General features: G+C 67.1%; 13 protein-coding genes. 9 read left to right on the forward strand and 4 right to left on the reverse strand.

Going from position 1 to position 14,752, the window contains the following annotated elements; genetic code table 11:
• Positions 1-71: 71 nt before the first annotated feature.
• From P4826_RS10620 to P4826_RS10630, 3 genes are all read right to left on the reverse strand, one after another.
• Positions 72-824 carry a Crp/Fnr family transcriptional regulator gene (locus P4826_RS10620; protein ID WP_317700384.1) on the reverse strand — a complete coding sequence of 251 codons (753 nt, stop codon included), beginning with the start codon at positions 822-824 and terminating at the stop codon, positions 72-74.
• Positions 825-955: 131 nt separating this feature from the next.
• Positions 956-1,678 (reverse strand): general secretion pathway protein GspB, encoded by a 723-nt coding sequence (locus P4826_RS10625; RefSeq protein ID WP_317700385.1) that lies wholly within the window; start codon positions 1,676-1,678, stop codon positions 956-958.
• Positions 1,679-1,683: 5 nt separating this feature from the next.
• Entirely contained in the window at positions 1,684-3,378 is a 1,695-nt protein-coding gene (locus tag P4826_RS10630) for an AAA family ATPase (protein ID WP_317700386.1), read from the reverse strand.
• 218 nt (positions 3,379-3,596) lie between these two features.
• Here P4826_RS10630 and P4826_RS10635 point away from each other — a divergent pair, with 218 nt between their 5' ends.
• From P4826_RS10635 to P4826_RS10675, 9 genes are all read left to right on the forward strand, one after another.
• Positions 3,597-5,528 (forward strand): AMP-dependent synthetase/ligase, encoded by a 1,932-nt coding sequence (locus tag P4826_RS10635; protein WP_317700387.1) that lies wholly within the window; start codon positions 3,597-3,599, stop codon positions 5,526-5,528.
• Between the two features lie 10 nt (positions 5,529-5,538).
• Positions 5,539-6,324 carry an ABC transporter ATP-binding protein gene (locus tag P4826_RS10640; protein ID WP_317700388.1) on the forward strand — a complete coding sequence of 262 codons (786 nt, stop codon included), beginning with the start codon at positions 5,539-5,541 and terminating at the stop codon, positions 6,322-6,324.
• An 18-nt stretch (positions 6,325-6,342) separates the two neighbouring features.
• Positions 6,343-7,272 (forward strand): branched-chain amino acid ABC transporter permease, encoded by a 930-nt coding sequence (locus P4826_RS10645; protein ID WP_317700389.1) that lies wholly within the window; start codon positions 6,343-6,345, stop codon positions 7,270-7,272.
• A gap of 12 nt (positions 7,273-7,284) precedes the next feature.
• Entirely contained in the window at positions 7,285-8,361 is a 1,077-nt protein-coding gene (locus P4826_RS10650) for a branched-chain amino acid ABC transporter permease (RefSeq protein WP_317700390.1), read from the forward strand.
• Positions 8,362-8,404: 43 nt separating this feature from the next.
• On the forward strand, positions 8,405-9,733 hold the full coding sequence (locus tag P4826_RS10655; protein WP_317700391.1) for an ABC transporter substrate-binding protein: 1,329 nt from the start codon (positions 8,405-8,407) through the stop codon (positions 9,731-9,733).
• A gap of 208 nt (positions 9,734-9,941) precedes the next feature.
• Positions 9,942-10,751, forward strand: a complete 810-nt coding sequence (locus P4826_RS10660; RefSeq protein WP_317700392.1) for an ABC transporter ATP-binding protein — start codon at positions 9,942-9,944, stop codon at positions 10,749-10,751.
• An 86-nt stretch (positions 10,752-10,837) separates the two neighbouring features.
• Positions 10,838-12,085, forward strand: coding sequence for a phenylacetate--CoA ligase family protein (locus P4826_RS10665; RefSeq protein WP_317700393.1), 1,248 nt, complete (start codon positions 10,838-10,840; stop codon positions 12,083-12,085).
• 157 nt (positions 12,086-12,242) lie between these two features.
• Positions 12,243-13,232, forward strand: coding sequence for a tripartite tricarboxylate transporter substrate-binding protein (locus tag P4826_RS10670; RefSeq protein ID WP_317700394.1), 990 nt, complete (start codon positions 12,243-12,245; stop codon positions 13,230-13,232).
• Between the two features lie 142 nt (positions 13,233-13,374).
• Positions 13,375-14,391 carry a Bug family tripartite tricarboxylate transporter substrate binding protein gene (locus P4826_RS10675; RefSeq protein ID WP_317700395.1) on the forward strand — a complete coding sequence of 339 codons (1,017 nt, stop codon included), beginning with the start codon at positions 13,375-13,377 and terminating at the stop codon, positions 14,389-14,391.
• Between the two features lie 21 nt (positions 14,392-14,412).
• On the opposite strand, the gene P4826_RS10680 is transcribed toward P4826_RS10675, so the two are convergent.
• Entirely contained in the window at positions 14,413-14,739 is a 327-nt protein-coding gene (locus P4826_RS10680) for a DUF1840 domain-containing protein (RefSeq protein WP_317700396.1), read from the reverse strand.
• Between the last annotated feature and the right edge of the window lie 13 nt (positions 14,740-14,752).

A 14,752-nucleotide genomic window follows, 5' to 3' on the forward strand; every position in this document is an offset into this window, starting at 1 on the left:
AGCCGGAACGCCCCTGCATGTGGGGGCGCAATGGCGCTCTTCAAGGGGGCGCCGCAGCCAGCTGCCGCGCGTCAGTGTGCGGGCTGGTTGAGCGCACCCGCCACCACCGTGGCACGCACAAACGGGCTGCTGCGCAGCGCCGGCAGGTCGAGCACGCGCAGGCCGCCGTATTCGACGCGGATTGCGCCCTGCTCCTGCAGCACGGCCAGGGCCTCGTTGACGCGCTGGCGCGACAGGCCGACCAGGTTGGCCAGCTCTTGCTGGGTGATGCGCAGCACCTCGCCCACGCCCGGAAACAGCACCGGGTGGAACAGCGCCGCCAGGCTGCGCGCCACGCGCAGGTCGGGGTTGGTGAGGCGGTCGATCTCGCGCACCGCGATGAACTGGCCCAGGCGCTCGTTGAGCTGACCCATGACAAAGCGGTTGAAGCCGATGGAGTGGTCCAGCAGCCAATGGAAGCTGTCCATGGGCAGGCCGGCGACCACGCTCTTGCGCAGGGCCTGCACGTTGTAGCGGTAGGGCTCGCGCTTGACGGCCGTGCCTTCGCCAAACCAGCCGCTGGGCGGCAGGCCGGCCAGCGTCATGCTGGCGCCGTCCACGGTGTCGGTGTTCATCTTCAACAGGCCTTGCACCACGCCAAACCAGTAGGTCACGGGCCGGCCGACGCGGCAGACATAGTCACCGGGGTCGGCGTCGCCCACCACCACGGCGGCCACGGCACGCTCGCGCTCGGAGGGCTGCAGCCGCGCCAGCCAGGGAATGCCGGCCAGTTCCTGGGCGGTGGGCGGGCGGCGCCGCTGGTGCAGGGAGAGTTCTTGGCTCATGCCTGCGAAGCATGCGTGCAAAGTGCCTGAACCGGCAGCGGGAATACCACGAAAGCGCCAATGATTAGTATTATTTTGATAGCTGTTAACGCTTTACATAAAAGCGCTGGAGCCTAATTTATACAACAACTCTACTGGGATGGCAGCGCATAGCGGTAGCCACGAAACGCCCAAACCGTGCGCCCTGGCTCAATGCGCTCGAGCACCAGGCCGGGTGCGGCCTGGTCGCCCTCGTGCAGTACCTGGCCGTTGACGATGACCATGCGGTACAGCGGGTTCGTGGAATAGGTCACCCCGGCCAGCTGCAGCGTGGGTAGCTGCTCGCGCACGGCGGGCGGCAGGTCGGCCTGGGCGAATACCGGCGCCTGGGTGGCCTGCGGGGCCGGCCGCGCGGGCTTGGGTTCGGGCGCCTGCGCCTGCGCGGACTCGGGGGCCGTGGCGGCGCGACGCGGCTGCCGCGGCTCTGGCGCGCGTTTCTCGACACGCTGCGGTGCTGGCGCTGGCGTTGGCACTGGCGTCGGTGCCGGTGCCGGTGCCGGTGGCGGTGGTGCTGCTGGCGCCTGGGTTGCCTCGGCAACGCTGGCAGTGACCGGCGCCGCGCTCTCGGCCTTGGGGGCGGCTACAGGTGCGGCAGGCGCAACCGGCGCGGTCGGCGTGCGCCACAGCCACCAGGCGGCGCCCGCCAGGCCTGCGGCCATGAGCAGCCCCGCCAGCAGCCAGGCCATGCCGGGCGCCGCGCCGGCCCTGGCCACGGGCAGGCCGGTGACCGGCGTGGCAGGCGTGTGCAGGTCGGGCACGCTGCCCCTGCCGCGCTCGGCCTGGGCGCGCCGCAGGGCATCAAGAATGTAGGACATGAGCTTCAGCCTCCCGCGCGCAGACTGGGTTCTTGCACACCGGCGGCGCGGTTGAGCATCATCAGGGTCAAGGGGCCGGCCTGGCCATCGGGCGTGAGGCCCTGGCCCAGCTGGAACTGGTGCACGCGCGCGCGCCGCTGCTGGGCGGGGCTGATGCCGCGCTGGTCGGTTCTGGCCTGCCCGGCCAGGGTCAGCTGCCGATCCAGCCAGGCAGCCCCGGCCACAGTGGCGGCCACGTTGCTCCCGGTGGGCAGGTTAGCGGGGGCCTTCCACAGCGTGGCGACCTCACCATGCCACAGCGGCGCCAGATCGGCCAGGGCCACCTGCAGCGTGCTGCCGTTGGCGCCGGCCAGTGTGGCCTTGTCGCCATCAAGCTGGCGCAGCAGCACCATGACGCCACCCTCGCCCGCACTCCCATCCTGGGGCCGGAGCGTGAGCAGCACCGGGCGATCGAGCTGGCGCAGCAGGTTCAGGCTGGCGCGGCGGTGGCGCCAGCAGCGCAGGCCCTCGCTTGCCAGCTGGGCACAGGGGTCGGCGGCATCGGGCGGCAGACTGGCCTGCCAGGCCTGGGCCAGCAGCTGCCAGCCGTCTGGCGATGGCCCCTCAGCCTGGGCAGCCAGAAAGCCCGCCAGCGTGAGCGGTGGCTGGGCGCCGGCCTTGGCCTCGGGGTTGGATACGGGCGCAAGCGGCGCTGTAGCAGGCCCGGCCGGCGCAGCCACAGCCGCGGGCGTGGTCACGGCGACCGGCGCCTGCCTGCGCGTGGCGTCCACGACCGCAACGGGCCACCAGCCCATGGCCCAGCCCAGGGCGCCCAGCGCTGCCGCACCCGCCAGCCCACCCAGGGCAGCGGGCCACCAGCGCCCGGGGCCGGCGGCGACCGGCGCATCAAACACCTCGCGCGCGGCCTGGCGCACGATGGCTTCGCCGACCTCGCGCTGGCCCGCGGCATAGGCGCCCAGCAGCGCACGGTCGCACAGCAGGTTGATGCGCCGCGGCACGCCGCCGGTCAGCGCATGCACGCGCGCCAGCGCCCGGCGCGCAAAAGGCAGTGGCCCCTGCAGGCCGGCCACGGCCAGGCGGTGGGCGATGTACTGGCGCGTCTCGTCCGCGCTCAGCGCCTGCAGGTGGTAGCGCGCAATGACGCGCTGCGCCAGCTGCTCCAGCTCGGGCGCAGCCACCATGGCGCGCAGCTCGGGCTGGCCGATGAGGATGATCTGCAGCAGCTTGCGCTCGCTGGTCTCCAGATTGGTCAGCAGGCGCAGCTGCTCCAGCACGTCGGGCGCCAGGTTCTGCGCCTCGTCGATGATGAGCACGTTGTTGCGCCCGGCGGCATGCTGCTGCAGCAAGAAGGCGTTGAGCGGATCCAGGCAGTCCTTGACGGTCTCGACGCCGGGCGCGGCGGCCTGGTGCGCCACACCGAACTCGTCGCAGATCGAGCGCAGCAGTTCGGGCACCGTGAGCTTGGGGTTGAAGATGTAGGCCACATTGCAGTGCGCCGGTATCTGCTCCAGAAAGCAGCGGCAGACGGTGGTCTTGCCGGTGCCGATCTCGCCGGTGAGCAGCACGAAGCCGCCGCCCGCGTCCAGGCCGTAGAGCAGATGCGCCAGCGCCTCGCGGTGGCGCTCGCTCATGAACAGGTAGCGCGGATCGGGGGCGATGGAGAACGGCGGGTGCTGCAGGCCAAAGAACGGGGCGTACATGGGGGCGAGGATACAACCCCCACCGGATGCGCCAGGGCTGGCGCCACGCGGGCTGGTCCATGCCGGCCTGGATGGGCTCAGGGTTTGACCTTTAGGGATTAACCCGCAAATTGTCGCCGCGCAGACACAATGATGTCAAAGTGCCACCTACCATCGCTCGCAATTGATGGCATGCCCTGGCCTGCCAGCCCCTTCCACAGATTCCAACAGGAACCGGGATGAAGACCACATTCCCCCATCTACTGCTGCAGCACGCCGCCCAGCGCCCCGAGGCGCCGGCCCTGCGTGAAAAAGAATATGGCATCTGGCAGACCTGGAGCTGGCAGGCCGCCGCCACCGAGATGCGCCACATGGCCTGCGGCCTGCTGGCGCTGGGCTTTGCCCGGGGGCAGAACTTGGCACTGGTCAGCGACAACCGGCCGCATGTGTACATGGGTTTTGTCGCCGTGCAAAGCATTGGCGGGGTGCCGATTCCGCTGTACCAGGACGCGGTGGCCGGCGAGATGGTCTTCGTCATCGAGGACGCGGACATCCATTTCGCCTTCGTCGAGAACCAGGAGCAGGTGGACAAGATGCTGGAGGTGCGCGAGTCCCTGCCCGGCATCCAGTACATCATCTATGACGACCCGCGCGGCCTGCGCAACTACGACCAGCCCGGCCTGATCAGCACCGCCGAGCTGGTGGCCAAGGGCGCCGAGTGGGATCGTGACCACCCCGGCGTGTGGGAGTCCATGGTCGGACAGGTCGGCCCGCAGGATGTGTCGGTCATCCTCTATACGTCGGGCACCACGGGCAAGCCCAAGGGCGTGTGCCAGACGCACGCCAGCTTCATCGGCTCGGCCAGCGGCGCTGCCGAGGTGGACAAGCTCGGCCCGGGCGACAGCATCATCTCCTACCTGCCGCCGGCCTGGGTGGGCGACCACCTGTTCTCGCTGGCGCAGTGGCTGGTGGCGGGCTACACCATCAACTGCCCGGAGTCGGCCAGCACCATCAGCATCGACATGCGCGAGATCGGCCCGACCTACTACTTCGCGCCGCCGCGCGTGTTCGAGGGCATGCTGACCACCATCTCCATCCGCATGGAGGACGCCGCCCCGTTCAAGCGCCGCATGTACGAAAAGGCCATGGAGCTGGCGCGCCGCGTGGGCTCGGACATCCTGGACGGCAAGCCCGTGAGCAGCCTGGATCGCCTGAAGTACAAGCTGGCCGACCTGACGATCTACGGCCCGCTGCGCAACGCCATGGGACTGAGCCGCATCCGCGTGGCCTACACCGCGGGCGCGGCCATTGGGCCGGAGCTGTTTCGCTTCTTCCGCTCCATCGGCATCAACCTCAAGCAGTTCTACGGCCAGACCGAGACCTGCGCCTATGTCTGCCTGCAGCGCGACGGCCAGGTGGATCTGAACAGCGTGGGCCAGGCGGCACCCGGCATCGAACTGAAACTGGCGGACAACGGCGAGGTGCTGGTCAAGGGCGTGTCGGTGCTCAAGGAATACTACAAGCGCCCCGACGCCACGGCGGAGGTCATCGACGCCGATGGCTGGTTCCACACCGGCGACGCCGGCGTGATCGACACCCATGGCCAGCTGCGCATCATCGACCGTGCCAAGGACGTGGGCAAGCTCAAGGGCGGCGCCATGTTCGCGCCCAACTACATCGAGAACAAGCTCAAGTTCTTCTCGCACGTCAAAGAGGCCGTGTGCTTCGGCCACGACAAGGACAAGGTGTGCGCCTTCATCAACATCGACTTCGACGCCGTGGGCAACTGGGCCGAGCGGCAGAACCTGCCCTACGCCGGCTATGTGGACCTGGCCTCCAAGGCCAAGGTGCTGGAGCTGATCGCGGACTGCGTGGCCCAGGTGAACGCCGACCTGGCGGGCGAAACCGGCATGGCCGAAACCCAGGTGGCGCGCTTTCTGGTGCTGCACAAGGAGCTGGATCCGGACGACGACGAGCTCACGCGCACGCGCAAGGTGCGGCGCAACTTCATCGCCGACAAGTACGGCGTGCTCATCGACGCGCTGTATGACGGCAAGAGCGAGCAGTTCATCGAAACCCAGGTGAAGTTCGAGGACGGGCGCAAGGGCGCGGTCAGCGCCACGCTCCAGATCATCGACGCCAAGACCCACCCGGCCCGCGCCGCCGCCTGAAAGACCCAGCATGACCAGCAAGAAGATCGGCGATGTCATTCTCGACATCAAGAACATCAGCCTGCGCTTTGGCGGGGTGAAGGCCTTGACGGACATTTCCTTCAACGTCAAGGAGCATGAGATCCGCTCCATCATCGGCCCCAACGGCGCCGGCAAGAGCTCCATGCTCAACTGCATCAACGGGGTCTACACGCCGCAGGAGGGCTCCATCACCTTCCGCGGCCAGACCTTCAGCCACATGAACAGCCGTCAGGTGGCCGAGATGGGCGTGGCGCGCACCTTCCAGAACCTGGCGCTGTTCAAGGGCATGAGCGTGATCGACAACATCATGACCGGGCGCAACATGAAGATCAGAAGCAACCTGCTGCTGCAGGCGCTGCGCTGGGGCCCGGCCGAGCGCGAGGAGATCGCGCACCGCGAGAAGGTCGAGCACATCATCGACTTCCTCGAAATCCAGGCCTGGCGCAAGACCCCCGTGGGCCAGCTGCCCTACGGCCTGCAAAAGCGCGTGGACTTAGGGCGTGCCCTGGCCATGGAACCGCAGGTGCTGCTGCTGGACGAGCCCATGGCCGGCATGAACGTGGAGGAAAAGCAGGACATGTGCCGCTTCATCCTGGACGTGAACGACGAGTTCGGCACCACCATCGTGCTCATCGAGCACGACATGGGCGTGGTGATGGACATCTCCGACCGCGTGGTGGTGCTGGACTACGGCAAGAAGATCGGCGACGGCGCGCCGGACGAGGTGCGCGACAACGAAGACGTGATCCGCGCCTATCTGGGCGCCGGGCATTGAGCGCAGGAGAGAACAACCATGGCCTTTTTTCTCGAAACCCTGATCGGCGGCCTGATGGCGGGCATGCTGTACTCACTCGTCGCGCTGGGCTTTGTGCTCATCTTCAAAGCCTCGGGCGTGTTCAACTTTGCCCAGGGCGCAATGGTGCTGTTTGCCGCGCTGGCAATGGCACGCTTTGCCGAATGGATCCCCAAATGGACGGGCATGGACAACATGATCCTCGCCAACCTGGTGGCATTCGTGCTGGCCGGGGCCGTGATGTTTGTCTGCGCCTGGGTGATCGAACGCCTGGTGCTGCGCCACCTGGTGAACCAGGAGGGCGCCACCCTGCTGATGGCCACGCTGGGCATCACCTACTTCCTCGAAGGCCTGGGCCAGACCATCTTCGGCAGCGACATTTACAAGATCGACGTGGGCATGCCCAAGGAGCCGGCGTTCCTGTTCGAGTCGATGTTTGAAGGCGGCGTGCTGGTGAACAAGGAAGACGTGATCGCCGCCGGCATTGCCGCTGCACTGGTGCTGCTGCTGAGCATCTTCTTTCAAAAGACCAAGACTGGCCGCGCGCTGCGCGCCGTGGCCGACGACCACCAGGCCGCGCAATCCATCGGCATTCCGCTCAACCGCATCTGGGTCATCGTCTGGTGCGTGGCCGGGGTGGTGGCGCTGGTGGCCGGAATGATCTGGGGCAGCAAGCTGGGCGTGCAGTTCTCGCTCACCACCGTGGCGCTGCGCGCGCTGCCGGTGGTGATCCTGGGCGGCCTCACGTCCGTGCCCGGCGCCATCATCGGCGGCCTGATCATCGGCGTGGGCGAGAAGCTGTCCGAGGTCTATCTGGGCCCCTTCGTCGGCGGCGGCATCGAAATCTGGTTCGCCTACGTGCTGGCCCTGGTGTTTCTGCTATTCCGACCCCAAGGACTCTTTGGGGAAAAAATCATCGACCGCGTGTAAGGGGAGTCGAACATGTTCTACAGAGAAAACGGCCAGTTCAAGACGAGCTACCGCGCCGACCAGCAGATCTTCCCGATCGCGCAGGATCGCATGGTCATCCTGGCCTTCCTGGCCGTGGCCTTTGTGCTCGTGCCCATGCTGGCCACTGATTATTTCTACCGCGCCATCCTGATCCCGCTGGTCATCATGTCGATGGCCGCCCTGGGCGTGAACATTCTGGTGGGCTACTGCGGCCAGATCTCGCTGGGCTCGGGCGCCTTCATGGCCGTGGGGGCCTACGGTGCGTTCAACTTCTTCGTGCGCTTTCCGGGCATGCCGTTGATTCCGGCGCTAATTCTGGGCGGCCTGTGCGCCACGTTCTTCGGCATTCTGTTCGGCCTGCCCAGCCTGCGCGTCAAGGGCCTGTACCTGGCCGTGGCCACGCTGGCGGCGCAGTTCTTCAGCGACTGGATGTTCCTGCGCATCAAGTGGTTCACCAACAACTCGGATTCGGGCTCGGTGTCGGTGAGCAACCTGCAATTCCTGGGCATGCCCATCGACAGCGCCATGAGCAAATACCTGTTCTGCCTGGGCCTGCTGGTGGTGGTGGCCCTCTTGGCCAAGAACCTGGTGCGCGGCGCCATCGGCCGTGAATGGATGGCCATTCGCGACATGGACGTGGCCGCCAGCGTGATCGGCATCCGCCCCATGTACGCCAAGCTCAGCGCGTTCGCCGTCAGCTCCTTCATCGTCGGCATGGCGGGCGCGCTGTGGGCCTTCGTGCATCTGAGCTCGTGGGAGCCGGCAGCGTTCTCGGTCGAGATCTCGTTCAAGCTGCTGTTCATGGTCATCATCGGCGGCCTGGGTTCCATCATGGGCTCGTTCTTCGGCGCTGCCTTCATCGTGGTGCTGCCCATCTTCCTGAACCAGTTCCTGCCGTCCTTCCTGGGGCTGTTCGGCATGGAGATTTCCACCGCCGGCCTGTCGCACGCCGAACTGATGATCTTCGGCGCCCTGATCGTCTGGTTCCTGATCGTCGAGCCGCACGGCCTGGCCAAACTGTGGTCCACCGCCAAGCAGAAGCTGCGCGTGTGGCCGTTCCCGCATTGATTTCCGTCCCGGCATTTCGCCTACTTCTAACCAGGAGACAACCATGAAGCTTTCCAAAATCGTGATCGCGGCCGCCGTCGTGGCCGCCGGCGCCTCTGGCGTGGCCACGAGCGCCTTTGCGCAAGCCAAGGAGCAGTTCTTCCCGCTGCTGTCGTACCGCACCGGCCCCTACGCCCCCAACGGCACGCCCTGGGCCAACGGCAAGCAGGACTATCTCAAGCTCATCAACGCTCGCGACGGCGGCGTCAATGGCGTCAAGCTGACCTTTGAAGAGTGCGAAACCGGCTACCTGACCGACCGCGGCGTGGAATGCTACGAACGCCTCAAGAGCCGTCCCGGCGTGACCCTGTTCGACCCGCAAGCCACCGGCATCACCTTCGCCCTGACCGAGAAGGCCCCCGTGGACAAGATCCCGCTGATGACGCTGGGCTACGGCCTGTCGGTCGCGCAGGACGGCATGGCCTTCAAGTGGAACTTTCCGCTCATGGGCAGCTACTGGACCGGCGCCGACATCCTGATCCAGCACATCGGCAAGAACGCCGGCGGCCTGGACAAGCTCAAGGGCAAGAAGATCGCCCTGGTCTATCACGACAGCCCGTTCGGCAAGGAGCCCATCCCGCTGGTGCAGGAGCGCGCCAAGATGCACGGCTTTGAGCTGCAGCTGCTGCCCGTGACCGCGCCCGGCGTGGAGCAGAAGGCCACCTGGCTGCAGGTGCGCCAGAGCCGCCCCGACTACGTGCTGTTGTGGGGCTGGGGCGTGATGAACTCCACCGCCCTGAAAGAAGCGCAGGCCACCGGCTACCCACGCGACAAGATGTACGGCGTGTGGTGGGCCGGCGCCGAGCCCGACACCCGCGACGTGGGCGACGGTGCCAAGGGCTACCACGCGCTGGCACTCAACGGCCATGGCACGCAGTCCAAGGTCATCCAGGACATCCTCAAGCATGTGCATGACAAGGGCCAGGGCACTGGCCCCAAGGATGAAGTGGGCTCGGTGCTCTACACCCGCGGCGTCATCATCCAGATGCTGGGCGTGGAGGCCGTGCGCCGCGCGCAGGAGCGCTTCGGCAAGGGCAAGGTCATGACCGGCGAGCAAGTGCGCTGGGGGCTTGAAAACCTGGCGCTCGACCAGAAAAAGCTGGACGCACTGGGCTTCAATGACGTCATGCGTCCGCTGTCCACCAGCTGCACCGACCACATGGGATCGACCTGGGCGCGCGTCCACACCTGGGACGGCAAGCAGTGGAAGTTCTCCTCCGACTGGTACCAGGCCGACGAGCAGATTCTCAAACCCATGGTCAAGGCCGGCGCGGATAAATACCTGGGCGACAAGAAGATGACGCGCCGCGAACCGGCGGATTGTCAGTCTTGAGCGCATCCCCCTGAGGCGCTGCGCGCCTTCCCCCTTCTCTCGAATCGCTGCGCGATTCGGGAAGGGGGACGGCCCCGGTGGACGGGCAAAGCCCGCTCCACGGCGCCTGCTGGCGCGGGCAGCGCCCGTTTTAGCGGCTGTGTTCACAGCCGCCAACCGAAAGGGTTGCACCCGCAGCCCTCCCGATTGGCACAGCGAAGGCAACACCATGGACTCCCAGAAAATCGTTCTCAGCGTCAACGGCATCGAGGTCATCTACAACCACGTGATCCTGGTGCTCAAAGGGGTATCGCTCTCGGTGCCCGAAGGCCGCATCGTCGCCATCCTGGGCGGCAACGGCGCGGGCAAGACCACCACGCTGCGCGCCATCTCCAACCTGCTCAAGGCCGAGCGCGGCGAGGTCACCAAGGGCAGCATCGAGCTGCGCGGCGAGCGCATCGAGAACCTCTCGCCCGCCGACCTGGTCAAGCGCGGCGTGGTGCAGGTGATGGAGGGGCGCCACTGCTTCGCCCACCTGACCATTGAAGAAAACCTGCTGACCGGCAGCTACACCCGCACCAGCAAGGGCGAGATCTCCGCCAACCTGGAAAAGGTCTATAACTACTTCCCGCGCCTGAAGACCCGGCGCACCAGCCAGGCGGCCTACACCTCGGGCGGCGAGCAGCAGATGTGCGCCATTGGCCGCGCCATCATGTGCAACCCCAACATCGTGCTGCTGGACGAACCCTCCATGGGCCTGGCGCCACAAATCGTGGAAGAGGTCTTCAACATCGTGCAAGACCTGAACCAGAAGGAGAAGGTCACCTTCGTGCTGGCAGAGCAGAACACCAACATGGCGCTGAAATACGCCGACTACGGCTACATCATGGAGAGCGGGCGCATCGTCATGGACGGCCCGGCCCAGGAACTGGCCAACAACGAGGACGTGAAGGAGTTCTACCTAGGCATGGGCGGCGGCGAAAGGAAGAGCTTCAAGGACGTCAAGAGCTACAAGCGGCGCAAGCGCTGGCTGGCTTAAATCAATATTCATAGCTGCTAGCGCTTATTCCATATGCCCTGGCGGCTGATTTTCATCAAACCCTCGAACGCAGACGAAAGCATTGCATGAGCCAGTTCTACGACGCCCTGGAAACCCGCAGCCCGGCCGAGCGCGAGGCCGCCCACATGGCCGCGCTGCCGCGCCAGATTGCCCACGCCCAGCAGAGCAGCCCGGCGTTTGCCAGCATCCTGGCCGGCGTGGATGCCGCCAGCATCACCAGCCGCGCCGCACTGGCGCAACTGCCCGTGACACGCAAGTACCAGCTGCACGAGCGCCAGCAGGCCGAGCGCGCGCACAACGCCTTTGGCGGCTTTGCCAGCATAGGCTTTGGCGCCGCCATGCCGCGCGTGTTCGCCAGCCCCGGCCCCATCTATGAGCCCGAAGGCGCACGCGCCGACTACTGGCGCATGGCGCGCGCGCTGTACGCGGCCGGCTTTCGCGCCGGCGAGCTGGCGCACAACTGCTTCTCCTACCACTTCGTGCCCGCGGGCTCGATGATGGAATCGGGCGCGCACGCGCTGGGTTGCACGGTGTTCCCCGGCGGCACGGGCCAGACCGAGCAGCAGGTGCAGGCCATGGCCGAGCTCAGGCCCGCCGGCTACATCGGCACGCCCAGCTTCCTGAAAATCATCCTGGAAAAGGCCACCGAGATGGGCGTGCAGCTGCCCAGCCTGACCAAGGCCCTGCTCTCGGCCGAGGCCTTCCCGCCCTCGCTGCGCGACTGGTTTGCGCAACATGGCGTGCAGGGCTACCAGTGCTACGGCACGGCCGACCTGGGCCTGATCGCCTATGAAACATCCGCCCGCGAAGGCCTGGTGCTCGACGAGGGCGTGATCGTGGAGATCGTGCGCCCCGGCACGGGCGACCCGGTGCCCGAGGGCGAGGTCGGCGAGCTGGTGATCACCACGCTGAACCCCGACTACCCGCTGATCCGCTTTGGCACCGGCGACCTGTCGGCCGTGCTGCCCGGCAGCTGCCCCACGGGCCGCACCAACACCCGCATCAAGGGCTGGCTCGGCCGCGCCGACCAGACCACCAAGGTGCGCGGCATGTTCGTGCACCCTGGCCAGATCGACCAGGTGGTCAAGCGCTTCCCGCAGGTCACCAAGGCGCGTCTGGTGGTCAGCGGCGAAATGGCCAACGACCAGATGACGCTGCAGGTGGAAACCACCGAGACCGCACCCGGCCTGGCCCAGCTGCTGGCAGAGGCGCTGCGCGAGGTCACCAAGCTGCGCGGCGAGGTCGAGATGCTTGCCCCGGGCGGCCTGCCCAACGACGGCAAGGTCATCGAGGACGCCCGCAGCTACCGCTGAGAGCCCCGACGCGCCGGGCGTGAGTCAGCCCGGCGTCAGCTGCGCGGATAGACTGCGCGCGCCGGCGAGGGCAGCGGCCTGGTGGACTTGGTGTTTTTCTGCATCGTCCGCCCACCCCATCCTGCCTATCATTGCGCGTCTTTTACAAGGAAGCTCCATGCACACCACCTTCAAGCTCGCCCTGGGCACGGCCGCCATCCTGGCCGCCTTCGGCGCGTCGGCCCAAACCTTCCCGGCCGCGGGCAAGTCCATCACCATCGTCGTGCCCTTCTCGGCCGGCGGGCCCACCGACCGCGTGGCGCGCGACCTGGCCGAGGCCCTGCGCAAGCCCCTGGGCGGCGCCACCGTGGTCATCGACAACTCGGCCGGCGCCGGCAGCACCATTGGCGCGGCCAAGGTGGCCCGTGCCCAGCCCGACGGCTACACCCTGCTGCTGAACCACATCGGCATGGCCACCATCCCCACGCTGTACCGCAAGCTGCCGTTCAACGTGCTCAACGACTTCGAGTTCCTGGGCATCGTCAACGACGTGCCCATGACCATCATCTCGCGCCCCACGCTGGAGGCGAAGAACTACAAGGAGCTGGCCTCCTGGATCGCGCAGAACAAGGAAAAGGTCAACCTGGGCCATTCCGGCCTGGGCTCGGCCGGCCACCTGTGCGGGCTGATGTTCCAGCACGCGCTGCAGTCGCACATGACGCCCGTGGCCTACAAGGGCGCGGCGCCGGCCATCACCGACCTGATCGGCGGCCAGATCGACCTGATGTGCGACCAGACCACCAACACCACGTCGCAGATCGAGGGCAAGAAGGTCAAGGCCTTTGCCGTGACCACCAGCAAGCGCCTGACGATGCCGGCACTGAAAGACCTGCCGACGCTGCAGGAGGGCGGCCTGAAGGACTTCAACGTCTCCGTCTGGCATGGCCTGTACGCCCCCAAGGGCACGCCCGCCGCCGTGGTCAAGGCCATCAACGACGCCCTGCAGGTGGCCGTGAAAGATCCTGAATTCATCAAGAAGCAGGAAGGCCTGGGCGCCGTGGTGGTCGCCGACAAGCGCGTCGAGCCGGCCGAGCACAAGAAGTTCGTGCAGGCCGAGATCGAGAAATGGGGCGTGGTCATCAAGGCCGCCGGCGCCTACGCCGACTGACCCGCAGCCAGCGCCAACACAAGGAACGCCCGGTGTGCCCGCACCGGGCGTTTTTTCTTGCCGCCTGCGGGTTACCCTGCTGACACGGCCTTCCCCTGTGGGCATACAAACGGCGTTTCTTCGTCCATACAAGGGAGGACTCATGCCCATCAACACCCCACGCCGCCGGGCCCTGAACACACTGGCCGCCGCCCTCGCCCTGACCCTGGGCGCGGCCGGCATGGCGCAGGCGCAAAGCCATTGGCCGGCCAAGCCGGTGCGCATCGTCGTGCCCTTTGCCGCCGGCGGCACCACCGACATCCTGGCGCGCGCCATCGCGCCCGAACTGGGCAAGGCCCTGGGCCAGCAGTTCATCGTGGACAACCGCGGCGGCGCCGGCGGCAATATCGGCGCGGATCTGGTGGCCAAGTCGGCCGGCGACGGCTACACCCTGCTGATGGGCACGGTGGGCACGCATGGCATCAACCGCGCGCTGTACCAGCAGCTGCCCTACGACCCGATCAAGGACTTCGCGCCCATCACGCTGGTGGCGTCGGTGCCCAACGTCATGGTCATGAACGCCGACAAGGCACGCCAGCTGGGCATCAACAGCGTGCCGGACTTCATCCGCTACGCCCGCGCCAACCCGGGCAGGCTGAACATGGCCTCCAGCGGCAACGGTACCTCCATCCACCTGGCGGGCGAGCTGTTCAAGAGCATGACCGGCACCTACATGCTGCACATGCCCTACCGCGGCTCGGCCCCGGCGCTGCTGGACATGGTGGGCGGCAACATGGACGTGATGTTCGACAACCTGCCCTCCTCCATGGTGCACATCAAGGCCGGCAAGCTCAAGGCGCTGGCCGTGACCAGCGCCAGCCGCTCGGCCGCCCTGCCCGACGTGCCCACGGTGGAGGAGGCCGGCGGCGCCGCACTCAAGGGCTATGAGGCCAGCTCCTGGTTCGGCCTGCTGGCGCCGGCGGCCACGCCGCCCGAGGTGGTGCAGCGCCTGCAGCAGGAGGTGGCCAAGGCCCTGGCCTCGCCAGCCGTCAAGGAGCGGCTGCTGGCCCAGGGCGCCATCCCCGGCGGCAACAGCAGCGCCGATTTCGTGCGGATGATCGACAGCGAGCACCGCAAGTGGGCCCAGGTGGTCAAGGCCGCGGGCGCCAAGGTCGATTGACCCGCGCGCCAGCGGCGCGGCTCACCAGACCACGTCGTGCGCTTCGGCGGCGCTGCGCCGCAGCATGTCGATGAAGGGCGCGGCACGCTGGCGCAGGCTCACCGGGTCGCGCTGCGTGCCCTGGCCCTCGTCGTCCGCGCCCTCCTCGTCATCGGCCGGGGCGGTGCGCGCCGCATCATCGGCACGCACCGCCGCCTCCAGCGCGGCGATGGCGGCCGGGATCTGCTCTGCGGTGACGATGCCATGGGCGTCGTCGGGGTTCTTGCCAATGATTTCCAGCACCCGCCGGCCATTGGGCTCCAGCATGATGAGGTCGGCGGTGGCGCGGGATTTGAATTTGAAGAGCATGTGAAAGTCCAGT

The sequence above is a fragment of the Diaphorobacter limosus genome, from assembly GCF_033100095.1.
Lineage (GTDB): Bacteria > Pseudomonadota > Gammaproteobacteria > Burkholderiales > Burkholderiaceae_C > Alicycliphilus > Alicycliphilus limosus.